Origin of the sequence: Marinospirillum sp. (genome assembly GCF_035271045.1) — a bacterium.
Classification (GTDB): Bacteria; Pseudomonadota; Gammaproteobacteria; order Pseudomonadales; family Halomonadaceae; genus Marinospirillum.
Genome location: NZ_DATESC010000026.1, coordinates 1 through 22003, shown reverse-complemented (window position 1 = coordinate 22003; position 22003 = coordinate 1). Strand labels below are relative to the sequence as shown.

Annotated in this window: 15 protein-coding genes and 1 pseudogene; 8 read left to right on the top strand and 8 right to left on the bottom strand. The window is 44.6% G+C overall.

Translation table 11 applies throughout. From position 1 onward, the window contains the following. Positions 1-25: 25 nt before the first annotated feature. Together VJY63_RS10035 and VJY63_RS10030 are read right to left on the bottom strand one after the other, a co-directional pair. A complete protein-coding gene (locus VJY63_RS10035) occupies positions 26-1000 on the bottom strand; it encodes a phosphate ABC transporter substrate-binding protein PstS family protein (RefSeq protein ID WP_324050478.1) in 975 nt (324 codons plus the stop codon). Between the two features lie 150 nt (positions 1001-1150). Beyond that, complete coding sequence (locus VJY63_RS10030; protein WP_324050476.1) at positions 1151-1681, bottom strand: disulfide bond formation protein B; 531 nt, start codon at positions 1679-1681, stop codon at positions 1151-1153. A gap of 163 nt (positions 1682-1844) precedes the next feature. Here VJY63_RS10030 and hexR point away from each other — a divergent pair, with 163 nt between their 5' ends. Continuing rightward, positions 1845-2699 carry a transcriptional regulator HexR gene (hexR, locus tag VJY63_RS10025; protein ID WP_324050474.1) on the top strand — a complete coding sequence of 285 codons (855 nt, stop codon included), beginning with the start codon at positions 1845-1847 and terminating at the stop codon, positions 2697-2699. 25 nt (positions 2700-2724) lie between these two features. On the opposite strand, the gene VJY63_RS10020 is transcribed toward hexR, so the two are convergent. Further along, a complete protein-coding gene (locus tag VJY63_RS10020; protein ID WP_324050473.1) occupies positions 2725-5019 on the bottom strand; it encodes a putative bifunctional diguanylate cyclase/phosphodiesterase in 2295 nt (764 codons plus the stop codon). Positions 5020-5207: 188 nt separating this feature from the next. Here VJY63_RS10020 and uvrD point away from each other — a divergent pair, with 188 nt between their 5' ends. From uvrD to VJY63_RS10000, 4 genes are all read left to right on the top strand, one after another. Continuing rightward, complete coding sequence (gene uvrD / locus VJY63_RS10015; protein ID WP_324050471.1) at positions 5208-7463, top strand: DNA helicase II; 2256 nt, start codon at positions 5208-5210, stop codon at positions 7461-7463. A gap of 303 nt (positions 7464-7766) precedes the next feature. Beyond that, positions 7767-8063 (top strand): Ig-like domain-containing protein, encoded by a 297-nt coding sequence (locus VJY63_RS10010; RefSeq protein ID WP_324050469.1) that lies wholly within the window; start codon positions 7767-7769, stop codon positions 8061-8063. Continuing rightward, a complete protein-coding gene (locus VJY63_RS10005) occupies positions 8045-11683 on the top strand; it encodes a beta strand repeat-containing protein (RefSeq protein ID WP_324050467.1) in 3639 nt (1212 codons plus the stop codon). The genes VJY63_RS10010 and VJY63_RS10005 overlap by 19 nt, the downstream gene beginning before the upstream one ends. A 5-nt stretch (positions 11684-11688) precedes the next feature. Then, a complete protein-coding gene (locus tag VJY63_RS10000; protein ID WP_324050465.1) occupies positions 11689-12399 on the top strand; it encodes an outer membrane beta-barrel protein in 711 nt (236 codons plus the stop codon). On the opposite strand, the gene VJY63_RS09995 is transcribed toward VJY63_RS10000, so the two are convergent. Both VJY63_RS09995 and VJY63_RS09990 read right to left on the bottom strand, forming a co-directional pair. Beyond that, a complete protein-coding gene (locus VJY63_RS09995; RefSeq protein ID WP_324050463.1) occupies positions 12396-14699 on the bottom strand; it encodes a sensor domain-containing protein in 2304 nt (767 codons plus the stop codon). The two genes, VJY63_RS10000 and VJY63_RS09995, sit on opposite strands and share 4 nt — an antisense overlap. Positions 14700-14704: 5 nt before the next feature. Beyond that, a complete protein-coding gene (locus VJY63_RS09990; protein WP_324050461.1) occupies positions 14705-15079 on the bottom strand; it encodes a translation initiation factor Sui1 in 375 nt (124 codons plus the stop codon). A gap of 126 nt (positions 15080-15205) precedes the next feature. On the opposite strand from VJY63_RS09990, the gene VJY63_RS09985 reads away from it, so the two are divergent. Both VJY63_RS09985 and VJY63_RS09980 read left to right on the top strand, forming a co-directional pair. Continuing rightward, positions 15206-16096 carry an acyltransferase gene (locus VJY63_RS09985; RefSeq protein WP_324050459.1) on the top strand — a complete coding sequence of 297 codons (891 nt, stop codon included), beginning with the start codon at positions 15206-15208 and terminating at the stop codon, positions 16094-16096. Between the two features lie 90 nt (positions 16097-16186). After that, positions 16187-17899: a sensor domain-containing protein gene (locus tag VJY63_RS09980; protein ID WP_324050457.1), complete on the top strand. Its 1713-nt coding sequence runs from the start codon at positions 16187-16189 to the stop codon at positions 17897-17899. Between the two features lie 55 nt (positions 17900-17954). On the opposite strand, the gene fba is transcribed toward VJY63_RS09980, so the two are convergent. The 3 genes from fba to VJY63_RS09965 form a co-directional block, all read right to left on the bottom strand. Beyond that, entirely contained in the window at positions 17955-19019 is a 1065-nt protein-coding gene (fba, locus tag VJY63_RS09975) for a class II fructose-bisphosphate aldolase (RefSeq protein ID WP_324050455.1), read from the bottom strand. Positions 19020-19085: 66 nt separating this feature from the next. Beyond that, positions 19086-20249 (bottom strand): phosphoglycerate kinase, encoded by a 1164-nt coding sequence (locus VJY63_RS09970; protein WP_324050453.1) that lies wholly within the window; start codon positions 20247-20249, stop codon positions 19086-19088. Positions 20250-20301: 52 nt separating this feature from the next. After that, positions 20302-21327: a type I glyceraldehyde-3-phosphate dehydrogenase gene (locus tag VJY63_RS09965; protein ID WP_324050451.1), complete on the bottom strand. Its 1026-nt coding sequence runs from the start codon at positions 21325-21327 to the stop codon at positions 20302-20304. 189 nt (positions 21328-21516) lie between these two features. On the opposite strand from VJY63_RS09965, the pseudogene VJY63_RS09960 reads away from it, so the two are divergent. Continuing rightward, positions 21517-22003 (top strand): annotated as a pseudogene (locus VJY63_RS09960) (hypothetical protein); the annotation flags it as partial.

The window sequence follows — 22003 nt, the reverse complement described above, 5'->3', positions numbered from 1 at the left end:
TTTTTATTTTGGCGCTAGCCTAGTTTTAAAGGGCTAAATCGTTACGCAATTTTTCTACTAAAGGTGCAGGTAAAGGCACATAACCATCACGTACCACTACATCTTGTCCTTGTTTTGATAAAATCAGTTTTACAAATTCTCTGTCTAAAGGTTGCATGGATTGATTAGGGCGCTTGTTCACGTAAACGTATAAAAAGCGTGATAAAGGAAATTCACCGGAAGCCGCTTGTTCTGGTGTGGCATCAATGTAAGCATCGTTTGCTGTCGCTGCTAGCGGTACGGTACGAATGGACGAAGTACGATAGCCAATGCCTGAATAACCAATGGCATTCAGTGATGTTGAAATTGACTGAACCACTGACGCTGAACCGGGTTGTTCGTTAACGCTATTTTTAAAGTCGCCTTTACATAGGGCGTTGTCTTTAAAATAACCGTAAGTACCAGACACTGAGTTACGCCCATAAAGCTGAATAGGACGATTAGCCCAAGCGCCGGTCATGCCTACATCACCCCAGCGCGTTACATCTTTTTCTGCACCACAGCGACGCGTAGAAGAAAAAATTGCATCAACTTGGGCAATAGTTAGCCCTTTAATGGGGTTATCCTTGTGTACAAAAATTGCTAAAGCATCAATAGCAACCGGTATCGCCGTTGGACGGTAGCCATAACGCGATTCAAACGCCTCTATTTCGCTGTCTTTCATCATGCGTGACATAGGGCCAATATTTGATGTGCCTTCTGCCAATGCCGGTGGCGCGGTAGAAGAGCCAGCCGCTTGAATTTGGATGTTGACATTAGGGTAGTTCTTTTTAAATTCTTCTGCCCAAAGGGTCATTAAGTTAGCCAAGGTGTCGGAGCCTTGGCTGGTTAGGTTGCCAGATACACCGCTGGTGCGAGTATAGTCAGGTAGTTTTGGATCAACCGCAGCAATGGTGCTGGTCGTTAATAGTGCAGCTGTTAAGCCAAGCGCTGCACCCAATACTTTAGTTTTCAGAGTCATGTAGTTCTCCACTTTATGTCATTGTCTTTTATTGAAAACATTCTTTTATTCATTTGAATAATTCATTTGAATAAAGTTTAAGGTAGATAAATGACAGTTTGATGAAAAAGAGAATCTAGTGGGGCAATGTGCCGTAAGCGGCGTAGTTTTTTATTGACGCGTTTTTAGCAGGCTATAAATGGCGAGGCTGCCTAATACTAGGTAGCCGGTTAAGCTCCACGTTGGTAAAGGTAAGCCTAATAAATTAGCGGTTTGAGCGCAGTCAGAAGAACCGACCAGCATTTGAGTTAAGGCTTCGGTTAGCGGGAAAAATCCTAGCAAGGTTTCGACATCTAAACCACAGCCAGCGCTGCTAGGGTTTAGCTTAATGTACAAATGACGCAGCGCGATGCCAATGCCTGTGGCTGTCACTAGCGTAAAAGCAATGATTAACAACCAGCGCATGGGTGTGATTGATTTTTGGATGACTGATTTTTGAGTGATTCGGTTTAGCAGCAGCGCTAAAGCGCTTAATACAAAAAATCCCACAAAAATGCCCCGTTGCAGCCAGCAGAGTGGACAAGGCAATAATCCGGTAATTTTTTCATAAGCAACAGCAGCCAGTAAAATTAACGCTGAGCCAAGTAACGTTAAAAGCATACCGTGGCGTTGCAAAAATGTTAGGGTTAGCAAGTGATTCAAAAGACGCTTCCTTATTCATAAAAGTGATACAAAGTGGATTGTATTTTTGCTGTTATCGCAAGATTAACACCAATGTTTGACCAAAAATTGAAAATGGGTTCATTCTCAAGGTCTGATATGGGTAGAATAGATAAATGTACCTTTTTATAAGAAAAAACTGAACGTGATTAATATTCTGGAACACCTACGCAATACAATGGATACCTTTCGCCGCTCTGAGCAAAAGGTTGGCAATTATGTGCTAAAAAATCCTAACGAAGTCATTCATATGCGAATCGTTGATTTGGCAACTGAGTCTCATGTGAGTGAGCCAACGGTGGTACGTTTTTGCCGTGCGTTAGGCTGTGATGGTTTTCAAGACTTTAAGCTGCGTTTAGCGCAAGTTTTGGCAACCGACACCAGCTTTGCTCAATTTTCAATGAATGATGGTGACACGGTTGCTGAGTTTTCGCGCAGCATTTTTGATTCCACCATTGGTGTGTTGCTGCAAGTTCGAGACAAACTAGAAACGCCTAAGTTGCAAGAAGCCATTCGGCTATTAACCAATGCTAACCGTGTTGAGTTTTATGGTTTTGGTGCTTCGGGTGCAGTGGCTGTTGATGCTCAACATAAGTTTTTTCGGTTACAAATGTCGACGGCAGCTTACTCTGACCCTCATATGCAAAATATGTCGGCAGTTACGTTAACACCGGGTGATGTGGTGGTAGCTATTTCACAAACAGGGCGCACTAAGTCTTTAATGCAAAGTGTGCAGCTAGCTAAAGAAGTGGGTGCTAGTGTGATAGGTTTGTGCCCTTCGGGTTCGCCTTTAGCCGATATGGTGACTTTGCCGCTGTTTATGGATGTGCCAGAAGACACTGAAATTTACACGCCCATGAGTTCACGCATTGCCCATTTGGTGGTGATTGACGTGCTAGCTGTAGGTGTTGCTAAAATGCGCGGCCCTAAGCTTATAGAGCATCTGCAAGTGGTTAAGCGCAGCTTGCAGGGTTTACGCCTACCCGACCGTTTGCGTTAATACGCTTGCTAAATGTACATTAATTCTAAAATTCACGTTCTAGCAGTTGTTCAAAAACATCGGCTGGAACGGGTCGACTAATAACAAAACCTTGTGCATAGTCGCAGCCTAATTGTTTTAGTTCTACTAATTGCTGTTGCTCTTCTACGCCTTCTGCAACCACCTTCATGCCTAAACCATGCCCTAAAGCAATAATGGCACGGGTTAAAGTACCTTGGTTTTTATTGCCTTGGTCGGTCATTAAAAAGCTGCGGTCAATTTTTAAAATATCCAGTGGAAAGCGTTGCAAATAGCTAAGCGAAGAATAACCTGTACCAAAATCATCAATGGCTAAAGAAATGCCTCGATTACGCAAGCTTTGCATTTCAATAATGGCTGCTTCAGCATCTTCCATTAAAGCACTTTCGGTTAACTCTAATTCTAGCATTCGTGCCGGTAGTTCATATTGGCTAAGTAGGTTATCAACCTGCTGTAGTAATAAACCACTGTCTAATTGTTGTGCAGCAATATTAACAGCGACTTGTATATTAAGTCCTTGATGATACCAAGCAGCGGCTTGTTTACAGGATTGCTCTAATACTTGCAGACCAAGGTTCTCAATCAGCCCCGTGCGCTCTGCAAGGGGTATGAATAGGGCAGGTGAAATAAAGCCTTGGTCGGGGTGATGCCAACGTGCTAAAGCTTCAGCCGCATTAATTTTATTGGTTTTAAGGTCGAGTTTGGGTTGAAAATGCACTTTTATTTCGCCATTTTCTAGGGCTTTGCGTAAATCTTGCTCTAGGCGTAATAGCTCTAAACTGCTTTGGCGAATGGTGTCGTTATAAACCTGAATGCGATTACCACCCAAAGATTTACAACTTAATCGGGCTTGATCGGCTTGGTTTAGCAACACTTGCAGTTCGCTGGCATGATCGGGATAACAGCTAATGCCCATGCTAAGCGTTAGGCGTAACTCTTGGCGGTCAATGTTAAAAGGCAGGTGCATTTGTTCTTGCAAGGCTTCACTTAATAGTACACTTTGCGCTTCATCGCCTTGAATCAGCGCAGCAAATTCATTGCCGCCGGTGCGCGAGATAATCACGGCACTGGTCAATACTTTAGCAATTCGCTCAGCTGCTTGTTTTAACAGTTGGTCGCCTGCATGATGCCCCAAAGAGTTGTTGTAGGCTTTAAAACGGTCAATATCAAATACAATTAAACCCAGCTTTTCTTTATAAAGGCGAGCTTGGGCAAGGGTTTGATGCATCCGGTCATAAAATTGCCCACGATTAGCCATACCGGTTAACTCATCGTACTCGGCTAAATAATTAAGCCTTGCTTCCACTTCGCGTGTTTGCGTCAAGTCAGAGAAAATACCGATTGTGTAGGGTTTGTTTTGTGAAGAATTAAGAATTCTAATAACCCTAAGCCATTGTGGGTAGCTTTCACCGTTAGCACGTTTTTGAATCAGTTCGCCTTCCCAGCGCCCTTCTTTTTTAAGATTGCGTGATACGGTTTGATAGAAGTCTTTGGTTTCATTAAAACTATTTAATGACCAAAAATTCTGGTTTAGAATATCTTTTTTTGCATAGCCAGTTATGTCTATAAATGCTTGATTAACAAAAATAACTTGGCTGTTTGAGTCAATAATATAAGTAGCTTCACTAGACGATTCAAAAGCTTTCCAAGCTAATTGTAAATAATCGTCTTTTTCTTGTTCTTCAGTAATATCACGGCGTGTACCTAGCATTTTTTTAGCGATGCCTGTGGTTTGATGCCGTTCAACCACTTCACCATGATCTTCTAGCCAGCGCCATTGCCCTGATTTATGACGAATCCTAAAGCGACACTGAAAATGTGCGTTACGCCCTTTTAAAGCATCAATTAAACTTTGCCTTAAACGTGGGTAATCATCAGGGTGTACCAATGGTTGTAAATTGCCCATAAAATGTGGGATTTCATCGTGGCCATAGCCAAAAATATCTGAAAAGTGTGAGTGATAAATAGAGTCTGTTTCTAAATCCCATTCCCAAAGCCCTAGTTTACTGGCTTCTATGGCTTGGCTAATTTGTTGGCGTTGATCTAGTAATTCACTGTGGGTTTTTTTGTGTTGCAGCACTTCTTGCTGAAGTTTTTTTTGCTGTTTATAAAGTAAAAAACTTCCCCCTAAAAGTGGCAAGCTAAAAAGAGCAATTAAGGCAATTTGCAGTGGGCTAATGGGATTATTTGCATAAAAAAATATGAACCACAATACAATTAAAGCCAGCAACGCAGTAACTGAATAGCAGCAGAGAATTAAAGGGTTTTTTATTGTTTCTTGTGGCTTAGTATCTTTAGTCATTGATTGCCCAAGTATTTAATTTTATTGTTATTTGTTTTATCTTTAGTGGCTTTTAGCCTATGCCGATAGTAATTTATATCAGAGTTACAAAGGGTTAGCTACCTAGGATATGTTAATATTTTTAGTAGTCTATAGCGCTAAAGCAGCTAATGGGTTGCTTTTTTAACAAAAAATTGACTGGGTTTAAAATGACTTTGCTTACTTCTCACCCTTTGCTAAAAGCCCTTAATTCAGCGCAAGCTGAGGTGGTTGCTGCACCAAGGCAAGATTTACTTGTATTAGCAGGCGCTGGTAGTGGTAAAACGCGTGTTTTAGTACAGCGCATTGCTTGGCTGATTCGGCATGAAGGCTTATCACCACACGAAATTTTAGCGGTTACATTTACTAACAAAGCGTCAAAAGAAATGCGCTTGCGGTTAGAAGTTGAACTCAACATGAATCTACGCAGTATGTGGGTGGGCACTTTTCATGGCTTGGCACATCGCCTTTTGCGTACCCATTGGCAAGAAGCTAAGTTACCGCAGCACTTTCAAATTTTAGACAGTGACGACCAGCTCAGCTTAATTAAGCGGCGCATGAAAGAATTAAATGTTGACACTGAAAGTACGCCGCCCAAACAAGTGCAGGCGTTTATTAATGGTCATAAAGAAGAAGGCCGTCGTGCTGCCCACGTTTTAGCGCGGGGTGATTTTGAACGCCGAATGCAAGATTTGTATTTTAGTTATGAAGAACTTTGCCAGCGTCAAGGTTTGGTAGATTTTGCGGAGCTGCTGCTGCGCTCTTTAGAAGTGATGCGCGATACACCACCTTTGTTAAAGCATTATCAGCAACGTTTTTCTAACCTGCTAGTCGACGAATTTCAAGACACTAATAGCTTGCAATACGCTTGGCTAAAACTGCTGCGAGGTACAAATGGTTGCATTATGGCAGTGGGTGATGATGACCAATCTATTTACGGTTGGCGCGGCGCTAAAATTGAAAATATTCATAATTTCACTAAAGATTTTGCTGGTTCAAAGCTGCTCAAGTTAGAACAAAATTACCGTTCGACTTCAACCATTTTGGAGGCGGCGAATGCGCTGATTAAAAACAACAGCGAGCGTTTAGGTAAAGCCTTATGGACAGATGGTACAAGGGGTGATCCGATTCGTATTTATGCGGCTTTTAATGAGCAAGATGAAGCACGTTTTATTGTGGATATTATTGCCCAGCACGTTAGAAATGGTGGTTTACGTGCCGATTGCGCGGTGCTGTACCGTTCTAACGCTCAATCACGTTCGTTAGAAGAAGCTTTTTTACGCCAAGGTATGCCTTACCGTGTGTATGGCGGTCAGCGTTTTTATGAGCGCCTAGAAATTAAAAATGCTTTGGCTTATTTAAAATTGGTGGTTAACCGCCAAGACGATCCAGCTTTTGAGCGCATTATTAATACCCCGACGCGTGGCATTGGCACGACCAGTATTGAGAAAATACGTGCCTATGCGCGTGATGAAGGTTTAGGTTTGTGGGATGCCGCTGTTGAAATGGTTAGCAAGCAGCAATTAACCGGCAGAGCGGCAACGTGTGTACAATTATTCATTGAATTGATCGAGCGCATTGATAATGAATCTTTGCCGTTAACCCTGCGTGAAAGTGTTGAGCTAGCTTTAGAACTGAGCGAGTTAATGGTATTTCATGCCAAAGAAAAAGGTGAAAAAGGCTTAGCAAGGGTAGAAAACTTAAAAGAGTTAATAAGTGCGGTGCATCACTACGAACCCACTCTCACCTTAGAAGATGATGCTAACGAAGTGGTTAACCTAGAAGGTCGTCAAGCATTAGCCGTCTTTTTAACCGAAGCCAGTTTAGATGCGGGTGATAAGCAGGCTGAAGAAAATGAAGATGCCGCGCAGCTGATGACGCTGCACACCGCTAAGGGTTTGGAGTTTCCGTTGGTGTTTTTATCGGGCATGGAAGAAGGTTTGTTTCCACATTCAATGGCGATGGACGCCGGTGATGACGGTTTAGAAGAAGAGCGCCGTTTGTGCTATGTGGGTATTACCCGCGCCATGCAAACCTTGTATATGACTCATGCTGAAAGCCGCCGAATTTTTGGGCAAGAAAAATTTTGTCGCCCCTCGCGCTTTATTGCTGAGTTGCCGGTTGAACTGCTGCATGAAGTTAGGTTGAAAGCTTCGGTTAGTCGCCCCGTGCAATTTGCTAGTAATCGTCCTAAACCCGCAGCAGCACGAGTGGGTGGAGTGGGTAATCCATTAAGTGGTGCAAAAGAAAGTGCTGCTGCGGCTAACTTGAAAATTGGGCAGCGAGTCGAGCATAAAAAGTTTGGCGTGGGCGTTATTTTACACGCGGAAGGTGAAGGTGAGCGGACTCGCCTGCTGATTAACTTTGACGGCATTGGTGAAAAAACATTGGTGCTAGGTTTTTCACCGCTAACACCTTTGGATTAATAAAATGGAAGGTGTTTACTTCTTTCTCCCTGCTATTTTTACTGACATTAATGGTGGCACAGAATACTTATGCCTCATCAGAGACTGGGTCAATGGATTTAAACACCTTGTTACAACAAGCAATTCAGCTTTTTGAAAACGGAAGCTATTCAAAGGCGGAAGCGGCTTTTCAACAGCTACATCAAGCCAAATCGTCTTTTCTGTCTACCCTTTATCTGGCGCAGTTAGCCCAGTTACGGCAGGAGGGTGCTTGCTGGATTAGCCCCCTAGAAGAAGCTTTAACCCAGCACAGGGGCAGTGCAGATGGATACTATATTTTGGGGCATAGCTATCAGCAAAACCACCTCGAGCGACACACTGATCGAGACGATTACGGCGAACGATACATCAAGGGTTATCATCTCTGGCAGCACCGTCACGATCAACCCCGCTACCACCCTCGCTGATAACACCGGCCATTACATCCAGATCGACAAACGCGCCTTCTTCGACGCCGATGGCATGACCTTTATGGGCATTGATGATAAAACAGCTTTGAGCTTCACAACAGGCTCATCAAATGCCACGCCAATGGCGGTAACTTGGCCAGCGATCCGGTAGTGAATCTGGATATTACCGCCGTTAACGACGCCCCTGTGCTGGACAATTCTGGCACGCCGACTTTAACCGCCATTGATGAAGATCCTGCCACTAATGAAGGGGCTTTGGTCTCTGCGGTGTTGGGAACGACGCTAACGGATGTGGATACTGGCGCATTGGAAGGCATAGCAGTAACGGCGGTAGATAACACCAACGGCACCTGGCAGTACTCGACCGATGGCACCAACTGGTCGGATGTGGGTGCGGTCGCGGACAACAGCGCCCTGCTATTAGCGTCAGACGATAAACTGCGTTTTGTACCCACGGCGGATTACAGCGGCAGCACTACGGTGACTTATCGCGGCTGGGATCAGACCTTGGGTGCGGCGGGTAATAAAGCGGATGTCAGCGCGAATGGTAATACCACCGCCTTTTCCACGGCATCAGAAACGGCCAGTATTACGATTAATGCTGTTAATGATGCCCCCACCCTATCCGGTGGCCCTTACGCCTTTACCGCCACCGATGAAGATACTGCCTCGACTGGTGTGCAGATTTCGACCCTATTAGCCGGTGTCACCGCTGCCGATGTAGATGGTGATACGCTGGGGGCGGCGATTAGCGCCCAAACCGGCAACGGTACTTGGCAGTATTCTACTGACAACAGTAGCTGGACTGATTTCGGCACGGTCGGCAGTGCAAATTCTCTGTTATTAAGCGATAGCACTTATGTGCGTTATAACCCCGATGGTGAAAACGGCGAAACTGCCAGCCTGACCCTATATGCTTGGGATGGCAACAGCGGCAGTGCTTCCACGCACGGCTCGATCAGCACCGCCGGTACCAGCAGTAATGGCGATGCTACTGCCTTTTCAACGAGCACCATTAATGCGAATCTAACGGTCAATCCGGTTAATGATGCCCCGACAGGCACGGATAAAACCCTGACCGCGCAGAAAAACAGCCCGCTTACGATTCAGGTCGCGGATGCCGGTTTTAGCGATATTGATACCGGGGATGCACTGGAACAGATCACCATCAGCACAGCCCCCACGCTCGGCACTTTATGGGTCGATACCGATAACGACGGTACGGTAAACGGTGCTGAAAGCGCCCTTAGTACGAACGATACGGTAACTGTGGCTGATATCAGCGCAGGTTTATTAAAATATCGCCCTGCAACCGATGGGGTGGGTTCTGCCTATGCTTCGATTGGCTTTACAGTCCATGATGGTGATGCCGATGCGGGCAGCGCCAATATCTGGACGCTGGATGTGATCTCTGCCACCGCCACCTATACTGAAAACGATGCTGACACCCCGATTACGCTGGTGGATGCCGCTGCCACTATTACCGATGATGATACCAACCTGAACAGCATGAGTCTTCAGATCAGTGATGGGGCGCAAACCGGTGATGTTATTAAATTGGGTAGCCGTAACTCAGCGGATGTAGTTAACGGCATTACCATCACCTATACCTCTGACAGTGAAATCAGTCTTTCCGGCTCGGCCACCAAAGCCGATTATCTGGCACTGTTAAAAGAGCTGACCTTTGCCCAGACTGGGAATGAGGTTGGCGGGGCGGATCGAACTGTCAGCGTCACCGCCACAGATGCCAGTAGCCAAACTGGGCTGGCCTCCACCATTAGCGTCACCGCAACCGGTGTCAATGATGGGCCTACTGTTGCTACCAATACTGGGATCACTCTGAATGAAGCCGCTACCGTTACCCTTGCTAATACGCAGTTAAATGCCACCGACCCAGACGATAGCGCAAGCGGTTTGACCTATACCGTGACCACTGCCACCACAAACGGCACCTTCTGGCTGGATGCCAATAACAACAGCACCCAAGATGATGGTGAAGCCTTGGCGCTGAACAGCACCTTTACTCAGGACGATATTGACAACAGCCGCCTGAAATACACCCACGATGGCGGTGAAACCACCAGTGATACCTTGGGCTTTAGCCTAGCCGATGGCGGGGAGGACAGTGTTTCCGCAGTCACGGGGCAGAGTTTTGCGATCAGTGTGACCCCACAAAATGATGCACCTACCCTGAGCGAGCTATCCGGTGATAGCCTAGCCTATGTGATGGGTTCCGATGCATTGGTGATCGATCAGGGCACAGCTGCCAGCGTGGTCGACCCGGATTCCGCTGATTTTAATACCGGCGCTTTAACCGTGAGAATCACCAGTAATGGCGTAAACGATGAGGACAAGCTTTCGATCAGAAACCAAGGCACAGACGCCGGTCAGATTGGAGTTTCCGGCAGTAATGTCACTTATAGTGGAACCATATTCGGCACTCTAGCCGGTGGCACCAATGGCACAGATCTAACAGTAGATCTAAATGCTGACGCCACAGCCACAGCACTCTCGGCGTTATTGGGCAATATCACCTACGAAAATCTCGATAGCAGCACGGCTACCGAGAATACCCGCACTATCCGCTTTGCACTGACCGATGGTGATGGCGAGACTTCGGCCGATATTGATACCAGTGTGGTTGTTTCTCGCAATGCTGTCCCCGTCATTACCAGTAACAACGGCGGTGACACAGCGGCAGTGAATGTGGCGGAAAACAGCGCCACCGTGACCGCCACTGATGCCGAGAATGATACCCTTGCTTTTAGTATTAGCGGCGGTGCAGACAGCACTCTGTTCAGTATCGACGCCAATAGCGGGGCGCTGACATTCAAAGCCGCCCCGAATTATGAAAACCCGCAGGATCAGGGTGATACAGCGGGTAATAACACCTATGTGGTGGAGGTACAGATCGACGACAGCAACGGTGGTACGGATACTCAGACCCTGACAGTCACCGTGACGGATGTGAATGAAACACCTGAACCAGAGCCAACACCAGAGCCAACACCAGAGCCAACACCTGAGCCAGAGCCAACACCTGAGCCAGAACTAATACCAGAGCCAGAGCCAACACCAGAGCCAGAATATGAATGGGGTAACTTGCCTGATAATGATGGTGATGGTGTACCGGAAAGCGTGGAAGATTTTGTTCCTTCCACCGACGGACAAACGCTGGGTGATGGTAACGGTGATGGCATTGCTGACAGTGAACAGTCGGATGTGTCTTCAGTCCCTTTCCGTAATACCAATAAGGTATCCGTTGAGCCAAACGCTTCGAAGGTCTTTATTACTCTGGCGGCAACAGAAGTAACTGCCGGTGATAATAGTACTTCTGGCTCATCATCGGCCAGTATTCGCGATGTTAAACAGCAGGATGCCCCTGTGGATAAACCAGATGATTTAACGATGCCCCTAGGGTTGATCAGTTTTAAAGCCGATGTATCCAACCCTGGTGATATTCAAAATTTCAACTTGTTGGTCAGCGATGAAGCCTCTGTTAACGGCTACTGGAAACAGGATAGCACCGGAGATTGGGTTAACTTAGCCAGCGAAGCCTACGGCGGTAGTGTGAGCCAAGTGGGTAATAAACTGCAGCTGAACTTTGTGATCCAAGATGGCGGTATGTTTGATGATGACGGTGTAGCTGATGGCGTGATTACCGATCCCGGCGCATTGGGATTCCGTGATCCTGCGCTAACACCTGAAATACTAGCCCCCTTTGAAGGTACTGAGGCGAATACCTTCTTTGACTGGCTGCTGCTGGGTTAACTCTTATGAAAAATCAGGTTGGAAATACTATGTTGAAAATACACCGCTTATTACTCACCGCTAGCACTTTGCTTTTCGCTCTGAATGCACAGGCAGGTAACGCTTATTTGCAGCTTGAAGCAGGCCAGTCCCGCTCAGATATAAACATCAGTCACTTCGAGGCCTTTAATAACAGTATTGAAGCCGCTGGTGGCAGCGCCCGTTTCACAGAGAATAAGACAGATACCGCCCTGATTATCGGTGTCGGTTATGAATACTCACCCCATTTCGCGGTTGAGGTGAGTTATCTGAATCTGGGAGAGGCCTCTGCCTACTCAGAAACCACAGATACCGCCGCAGGCATTACGCGTTACCGTACCATTAAAGAAAGCGTCGAACAGGATGCTTTGATGCTGAGCCTCATCGGTCAGCTACCCTTAACGGAGCAATGGCAATTGCGAGGCTCTCTGGGGCTAGCGTGGCTAGATCAAGCCAGCCGAGGTGAAGCGTCTGGAGTCAGTCGAAATAATGTTGGCACGGTGATGAGCGAAACCTCAGAAAGCACCCGTCAATCCAGTCACGAATGGGTTCTCGCATTAGGTTTAGGAGTAGGTTATCAATTTAAACCGGAGTGGCAGCTACAGCTCAACTGGCGGCGTTTGTTAAACACCGCCCCTGCCTTGTTGGGTAAGCAGAATGTGGATGTCATCACCGCAGGTGTGAGTTATCGTTTTTAAGCTTTAGGTAGTCGAGCCAGCAGCTGGGCTGCTGGTTCTGGTTTGCCATAAAAATACCCTTGGTGCAGGTTACAGCCGACCGAATAAAGGTAAGCTTGTTGCTCTTGGGTTTCAACGCCTTCGGCAACTACGGATAGTTCTAAATGTTTAGCAACGGCCATCATGGTTTGCACCAGCAACGCATCGCTAGAGTCATCGGGCAAGCCGTCCACAAATGAGCGATCAATTTTTAATTCATTAATCGGTAGTTTTTTCAGGTAAGACAAAGAAGAGTAACCCGTACCAAAATCATCAATTGAAAAACTAATGCCTAGTTTTTGTAGCTCTAACATTCGCTTAGATGATTGGTTAAAGTCCGTAATTAACAAACCTTCAGTAACTTCTAGGGTTAAGCGTTTAGGGTCGGCTTCTGTTTCATCAATTAAATGCCGTACTAAGCTTACAAAACCTGGGTTGCGAAACTGACGCGGACTGATATTAACGGCAAAAGTTAGCTGTGGGTAATGCTTCATCAACAACAGCGTTTCTTTTAAAACCCATTCACCTAAAGGCAGAATCATGCCGGTATCTTCAGCCAGTGAAATAAAACGGTCGGGTGGAATTAAACCTTTTTCAGGGTGCTCCCAACGTACTAACGATTCTGTGCCGTAAATAATGCCATCACGGTTAGTTTTAGGTTGTAAATAAAGGCGCAGTTGCTGATTATCTAACGCTTTACGTAGCTCCCCTTCAAGCTCAAAACGGTTTTCAACCTGTCTTTGCATACTGGGTTTAAAGCGTCGCCAAGTACCGCGACCGGCTTCTTTAGCGGCATACAGTGCAATGTCTGCTTCTTTAAGTAAATCGGTGAAGCTTTTATTAAATTGCGTATTAAACGAAGCACCTAAACTGCTACCTAATAAAAACTCACTTTCACCCAAGCGTACAGGCTGAGAAAGGGCATCTTGAAAGCCTTGTAAGCGTTGTTCGAGCAGTTGTTCTGCTTGTGTTAAATCCGTGTCTTCTTGAATCAACAGCAGCACAAACTCATCGCCACCAAAGCGGGCTAATACTTCGTTGTCTTTTAGTAAGTTATTAAGACGCAAAGAAAATGCCACTAGCAGCTCATCACCTTTAGTATGCCCCAGTGCATCATTCATATTTTTGAAATGGTCTAAGTCAATAATGGCTATTACCATTATGCTAGCATCAGGTGTTAGCTGTTGAGTGATCTCAGTTAGCTTTTCTTGAAATAAATAGCGATTAGGTAAGTTAGTGAGTGGGTCATAAAAGGCTAAAAATTTAATACGCTGTTCGTGCTGATAGCGTTCAGTAATATCACGACTAATGCCCAGCACACCAATAAACTCATTGTTGATGTCTAATAACGGTGCTTTAAGTTTATCTAATAAGCGCTTAGACCCATCAGGAAAGTGAGTCCATTCTTCAGTGTGGATGACTTCACGACTGTCGACGACTTGTTGATCTATTGTGCGGTATTGTTTAGCCAGTGATTCAGTAAATAAATTAAAATCTGTTTTCCCTACAAGCAAATTGCTGTCTTGGTTAACAAAGCTAGCAAATTCAGCATTGCTACCTAGGTATTTACCTTGTTTATCTTTAAAAAAAATCATGTCTGGAATGGAGTTAAGCAAGCCTTCCAGCATAGTGGTTTTTTCGCGGAGCTTTTTTTCGGCTTTGCGGCGGTTAAGAATATTCCATACTAATAAAGCGATAACTAGTAGTTGGGCGAGTATGGTTAGCCAGCGAATTTGATTGATGCGCTCTTGGGTATTCATTAGTTGTTGATAACGTGTTTCTGCCAGCTTCTCTAAGCGGTCTTTATATTCTAAGACGCTGGCTTCTGCAATTTTTTTGCCAGTAATATCTAGTACCACTGAAAATAATAAAGTTTCACCTTTATCTGATTTTAACGGCCAAGAGTGAACTTCAACGGTGCGTATTTCACCGGCTGCGGTACGGTGCGGAAAAATAAAATAATTACGATTTTCTTGTTCGGCAAGCTCGCGTTCTAGCTTCACATCGTCAATATCTAGCGCATTAATTTGTTGAATATTCATGCTTTCTAGCTGCTTAACGCTATAACCATAAAATACAGATGCTGCTTGGTTGGCTTGGCGTATTGCACCACTGTGTGGTTCTATAACCAGCATGGGTGCGCCGTATTCTTCAAAAAAACGGGCAGGTAATTGCGAAGCAAGGCTTTGCCCAACCGCTTGCGTTAATAGCAGCATTAACGCAAGTATGACCACTAAAAAAATGGAGGTTTTGCTGCTTAGAGGAAACAGTTTTATTGCCATAAAATTTATCCGCCACTTAACTTAACACGAAATCCTTTAGCTTCTAATAAAGCTTTAATGACTTCGCGTTGATCGCCTTGAATTTCAATAGTACCATCTTTTAATGCACCACCCGTTCCACAGCGTTTTTTTAATTCCGCTGTTAGATTTTTTAAATCATCTTTTATTAAGGGAACGCCTTGAATTGAGGTAACGCCTTTACCTTTACGCCCTGCTGTTTCACGGCGAATACGTATAATACCGTCTAGGGTATTTAAGCGCTGTTGATCGGCTAAAGTATCACAACAGCAAGCAGCCGTAGGTTGTTGACAATTAGGGCATAGCTGACCTTGTTCCGTAGAATAGACTAAACTGCTTAGCTGTTGTCTTAGCGACTGCATGAAAACCCCTGAAAAGCTGAGTTGATTGTAACAAAGGGTTAAAATACCATATTTAGGCTTAGGTTAAACCTTTGCTTAGTTAGATTATTCATTAGACTAATGAAATATAATTTTTGAGACAGATAAATGCGACATTTATTAACAGGAATACTAACCAGTGCATTGGTTTTAATTAACACTTTGGTGTGCATGATTCCACTTATGGTTTTTGCTTTGCTTAAATTACTGATTCCTATTGCTGGGTTTAAGGTGTTTTGTTTTGAAGCAGTGCGCTCTATTGCAGCGACTTGGATTAGTCTTAATATTCTAATTTTTCGCTATTTAACGCCTACATACTGGGATATTCGCGGTCAGCAAGTTTTAAATCGCCAAGAATCTTTGTTGGTGATTTCTAATCATCAAACTTGGGTCGATATTCCAGCATTGATGGTGGCTATTCATGGCAAAGCGCCATTTTTTACTTTTTTCTTAAAGCGTGAATTAATTTGGGTGCCTTTGTTGGGACTGGCTTGGTGGGCGTTGGAATACCCTTTTATGCGCCGCCACAGTAAAACGCAGCTAGAAAAAAATCCGCAACTGCGCGGTCAAGATTTAGATATTACCCGTAAAGCTTGCGACCGTTTAAATGGCCGTCCTGTTTCTTTGGTCAATTATTTAGAAGGCACGCGTTTTACATCGGCAAAACATCAACAGCAGCAGTCACCTTACCAGTATTTATTGAAACCTAAATCAGGTGGCGTGGCTTTTACTTTAAATGCAATGAACAACCAGCTAGTGCATTACTTAGATATTACCTTGGTATATTTTGACGAGCAGCCACCGACTTTTTGGAATTTACTGAGTGGTAAAGTAAAACGCGTTATTATTGATATTCAAAAGCAACCAATACCAAAAGCTATGATGAAAGGCGATTATCAACAAGATCCTGTTTTTAGAGCTAATTTTCAAGCTTGGATTAATCAATTGTGGCAAGCAAAAGATCAACGCATTACACGTTTGCGTCAAGATTTTATGTAGCGTTTGGGTGCTGATGACTGGATGCTTTTTTTCAGGTAGTTTAGAGCTAAAAAAACCTAACTAAATCTTGAACGGAATCTGGAGACGATTTTGCAACACTTACCTTCTTGTTTGTTAATGACTATTGTTGAGGCGACTCCTCACGCTATCGTGGTAACGGATAATCAGCAACGCATTATTTATGTTAATCCTGCTTATGAATATTTAACGGGGATTAGTAAGAAAAATGCATTAGGCAATACGCCGCGCATTAATCAATCGGGTAAGCATGATGCGGCTTTTTATAAAAGAATACGCGCTGAACTGGATAAAGTCGGTCGTTGGGACGGTGACATTTGGGATAACCAATCTAATGGCCACTCTTACCTTAAACACTTGAGCATTCAAACAGTCACCGACGATAAAAACGACGTTAATTATTATTTTGCTATGTTCAGTGAAATGTCGGCTTTGCATCGCAGTGAAGCAGAATTAGAGCGCTTAACCCACTATGATCCACTGACTGATTTACCAAATCGTATTTTATTTCGTAACCGTTTAGGCCATGAATTTAATATCTCTTCACGTCATAACTCGCGTACTGGCCTTGTTTTATTAAATATTGATCGCTTTAAATTAATTAATGACACCTTTGGTTTTGCAGCAGGCGATCAGCTATTGATTGATGTAGCCACGCGTTTGTGTGGCGGTATAAGGCGTACCGACCTGTTAGCACGCCAAGAGCACCGCCAAGAAAGGGATGCTGATTTATTGTCACGCATGGGCGGTAATGATTTTTCGTTTATTTTAAGTGAATTACGCAAACCCGATGATGCCAGCATTGTTGCAGAACGTTTAATTAGCTGCCTTGAAGCACCTTTTATTGTACAAGGTGAAGAAATTTATGTATCCGCCAGCCTTGGTTTGGCGATTTATCCTGATAATGCTCAAGATGAAGATGGTTTACTGCAGTGTGCTGAATCGGCTTTAAAGCAAGTAAAAGAGGAGGGTAAAGGTGGTTATCGCTTTTTCTCAGAAGACTTAAACCTTAGCAGTGCTCGCCGTGTGCGTTTAGAAGCAAAAATGCGTAAAGCGTTACAGCAAGAAAGCTTTGTCCTTTATTATCAGCCTAAACAAGATTTAGCTACAGGTAAAATAACAGGTATGGAAGCGCTACTGCGTTGGCCCACAGATGAAGGCATGATTTCACCCGAAGAGTTTATTCCTTTGGCTGAAGATACTGGCATGATTAACCCTTTGGGGCGCTGGATTTTATTTAATGCTTTGGCTGATACCATGCAAGCCAGCAAAGTTTTAGGCTACCCTTTGCACATTGCCGTTAACCTTTCGATGCGCCAGTTTCAGCGGCCTGGTTTAAAAGAAATGGTTGCCGAAGCCATTGCTTTTAGTGGCATTTACCCTAGCCAAGTTGAACTAGAAATTACTGAAAGTATGGTGATGGATAAGGTGGACGAAGCCATCACAACCATGCATAGCTTGCGTGACTTAGGGGTGCAATTAGCGATTGACGATTTTGGTACAGGCTATTCTTCAATGGCTTATTTGCGTAATTTTCCGGTCAATACGCTAAAAATAGACCAAACTTTTGTAAAAGATTTAGTAAAAGAAGACAGTAATTCTTGCATTATTGAAGCAGTTATCGGGTTAGGGTGTGGCTTAGGAATGCAGGTAGTGGCTGAAGGAATAGAAACACCGTTGCAGTTAGATTTTCTTAAAAAAGCTGGTTGCCATTTAGGGCAGGGGTATTTTTTAGGCTATCCTATGCCGTTGAATGATTTTATTGCCCATTTGAAAAGCCTCTGATTAAGCTAATAGTATTCATTAGTTAATCAGAGGTTTAAATCTATTGTTGAACGGGCTAGTTAATTTTTGGATCAAGTTCGCCGGTTAAATAACGGGCGGTCATATCATCTAGGCTAAGTGCACGCATTTTACTAGCGTGGCCTGCCGTACCAAAGGCTTCATAACGATTAATACAAATATCCGTCATGGCCGTTTGTGAGGCTTTAAAGTATTTACGTGGGTCAAACTCTGCGGGGTTTTCTGCTAAGAAGCGGCGAATTGCACCCGTTGAAGCAAGGCGTAGATCAGTATCAATATTCACCTTACGCACACCGTATTTAATGCCTTCCACAATTTCTTCTACAGGAACACCGTAGGTTTCAGGAATTTTGCCACCAAATTCATTAATAATGGCCAGCCATTCTTGAGGAACAGAAGAAGAGCCGTGCATGACCAAGTGGGTGTTAGGAATGCGTGCGTGAATGGCCTTAATGCGGTCAATCGCTAGCGTGTCGCCGGTGGGTGGCTTGGTGAATTTGTAAGCGCCGTGGCTAGTACCAATCGCTATCGCTAGGGCATCAACTTTAGTTTTCTTAACAAAGTCAGCGGCTTCTTCAGGGTCGGTGAGCATTTGTTCCATGCTTAAGGTGCCTTCAGCGCCTATGCCATCTTCTTCACCGGCTTGTCCGGTTTCTAAGCTACCTAAACAACCCAATTCGCCTTCAACAGAAACACCGCAAGCGTGTGCCATTTCAACCGTGCGACGGGTGACATCGACGTTGTATTCATAGCTAGTCGGTGTTTTACCGTCTTCGCCTAAAGAACCGTCCATCATTACCGAGCTAAAACCTAGCTGAATGGAGCGCTGGCACACCGCAGGGCTGGTGCCGTGGTCTTGGTGCATACATACCGGAATATGCGGAAATTCTTCAATGGCCGCTAAAATTAGGTGGCGTAAAAAAGGTGCACCGGCATAGCTGCGTGCACCGGCTGATGCCTGCACAATAACAGGCGAATCGGTACGGTCGGCAGCCTGCATAATGGCACGCATTTGTTCTAGGTTGTTTACGTTAAATGCAGGAACGCCATAGCCGTATTCAGCTGCATGATCTAGCATTTGGCGTAGGGTAATTAGAGCCATAGTATTTTTACCTTTTAAAATTTTAAATAAGTGTGTGTTTAATGGAGAGCTTGTGTAGATAAAGTATTATTTTTTTGCTGCAGCTTTTAAAGCGGCTACAGCAGGTAGTTCTTTACCTTCCACGTATTCTAAGAAAGCACCGCCGCCGGTAGAAATATAAGAAACTTGGTCAGCAATACCGTACTTGTCGATGGCTGCTAGGGTATCACCACCACCAGCAATGGAGAAGGCAGCGCTATCGGCAATGGCTTTAGAAAGCACTTGGGTACCACTGCTGAATTGCTGAATTTCAAAAACACCCACAGGGCCATTCCACAGAATAGTACCGGCATCTTTTAGCAATAATGCCAAAGCTGCAGCAGTGTTTGGACCGATATCTAAAATCATATCGTCTTCGGCAACCTCTGCAACTTGCTTGATAGTTGCTTCTGCCATGTCAGAAAACTCTTTAGCCACCACAACATCGGTAGGTAAAGGAATATTTACCTGAGTCATTAACTGCTTAGCTTTATCGAGCAAATCAGCTTCGTATAAAGATTTGCCAACAGGAAAACCTGCCGCCGCTAAGAAAGTATTGGCAATGCCGCCACCTACAATAATTTGATCGCATTTTTCAGACAAGCTGGTTAGCACTTCAAGCTTAGTCGAAACTTTAGAACCACCAACAATAGCCACCAGTGGTTTAGCTGGCTGGGCGAGGGCTTTTTCTAATGCGTCTAATTCAGCAGCTAATAAAGGGCCAGCACAAGCAATCGGAGCAAAACGCGCTACGCCGTGGGTTGAAGCTTGAGCGCGGTGCGCAGTACCAAAAGCATCCATCACAAACACATCGCAAAGAGCGGCATAAGCTTTGGCTAAATCGTCTTGGTCTTTTTTCTCGCCTTGATTAAAGCGCACGTTTTCTAACAGAACCACTTCCCCTGCAGCGACTTCAACGCTTTGCAAATAATCTTTAACCAACTTAACGGGCTGACCTAACAAACCACTTAAATGTTCTGCAACGGGCGCTAAAGAACTGGCTTCATCATAAACACCTTCTTCTGGACGACCTAGGTGCGACATCAGCATAATTTTAGCACCGGCTTTAATCGCCAGTTGAATCGTTGGCAAGCTGGCACGAATGCGGGCATCCGAAGTAACTTTGCCATCTTTAATGGGTACATTTAAGTCTTCACGAATAAGCACGCGCTTACCGGCTAGGTCTAGGTCGGTCATTTTAATGACTTGCATGGTGAATCCTCATATTAATAGCGGTTATTGGTTTATTTTTAAGCATTTATTTTTAAGTGTTTTTTTCCAGCGCTAGCCAGTAAAGCGCAATGTCTAACATTCGGTTGGCAAAGCCCCATTCGTTATCAAACCAGCAGAGCAGTTTAACCAAGCGTTTGCCAGCAACGTGGGTTTGGGTGGCATCGACAATGCTAGAGCGTGGGTCGTGGTTAAAATCTACAGAGGCATTAGGTTCTTTGGTATAGCCCATAATACCTTGTAATGCACCTTGGCTGGCTTGTAATAATAATTGGTTAATTTCAGCAACGCTGGTATCGCGCTGCAAGCAAAGGGTTAAATCCATAGCAGAAACATTCAAAGTAGGCACACGCAAATGTGTACAAGCAATGCGTCCTTCTAAATGCGGGAGTAGGCGGTTAATGCCTTTAGCTAGCCCAGTTTCAACAGGAATAATAGAAGCCATAGCGGAGCGAGTTAAGCGCAAATCGTTTTTATTGTAAGCATCGCTTACTGGTTGGTCGTTCATAACTGAGTGAATGGTCGTGGTGGTACCGTGCTCAATGCCAAAAGTATCATCGAGTAATTTAAGCAGGGGAATAACGCAGTTGGTAGTGCAAGAAGCGGCTGAAACTATACGCATTTCATGGGTTAGCTGGTCAAGATTCACGCCCCTGACGATGGTGGCATCCACATCGGCTTCAGCAGGGTGGGAAAAAAGCAGGCGTTTGGCGCCGGCTTCTAGGTGTAATTCAGCCGTGGCTCTGTCTTTAAAACTGCCTGTGCATTCTAGTAATAAATCAATGTTTAAATCAGCCCAAGGCAAGCCGTCGGGCGTTGGACTGCACAACACGGTAATGGGGTGATTATTAATCAACAACTGATTATTAAGGGTTTCTACTTTACCTGGAAAACGCCCATGAATGGTGTCGTAACGGGTTAAATATGCCAGCGTAGCTAGGTCGGACAACTCATTCAAAGCAACTAAGTCTAAGCCACGGCAATCTTCACGTTCTGCCCAAGCGCGAAGAATGCACTGCCCAATTCGTCCATATCCATTGATGGCAAGCCTAGGTTTCATGTTTTAGCAGCCTTTAATTAAATAAACGCCTATTTTACGCATCCAACGGTTAGGCGCAAACTTGCAGTCATTAAATTTAATGATGTTTCAAAAAAAATTAGCTGGCTAGTGTTGGCCCAGTTAGATGCTTTTATTAGTAAAAGCATCTATTGTACTGGCTCATTTCATCAAAAGATTGGAAAGGTATCCATGATTGCTAAAACACACAGGGTTTTCAAAACAAAAACTGCCGTTACTTTATTCGTTGCTAGTGTAGGTGTGTCCACTCAGGCAGTTGCGGCGGCAGTAACAGAATTAAGCGAAACAAAGTTTACTTTTGGTGGTTATATTAAGGCGGAAGGCATTGTTAATAAGCCAGATGCTGGCGCTCGAACTTTTGAATCAAGTTTACGTCAGTCACGCCTAAACTTTTCTGCCGATACGCTTATTGAAGCGCATAAAGTAAAAGCTTTTGTGGAAATCGACTTTTGGGATGATCTGGATAAAGGTGCTGATGCTTCTTATGCGCCTAGATTACGCCACGCTTATCTAGGCCTAGATAACGTTACGATTGGGCAAACTTGGAGCGGCCAATTTTTTGCTGCTGCGCCAATGGATGTAGAAATGCTAAATATGTTTGGCCTTGGTACTGGTACTTTGGCTGGCACAGGCGCTACAGTCCGCCCCGATTTATTGG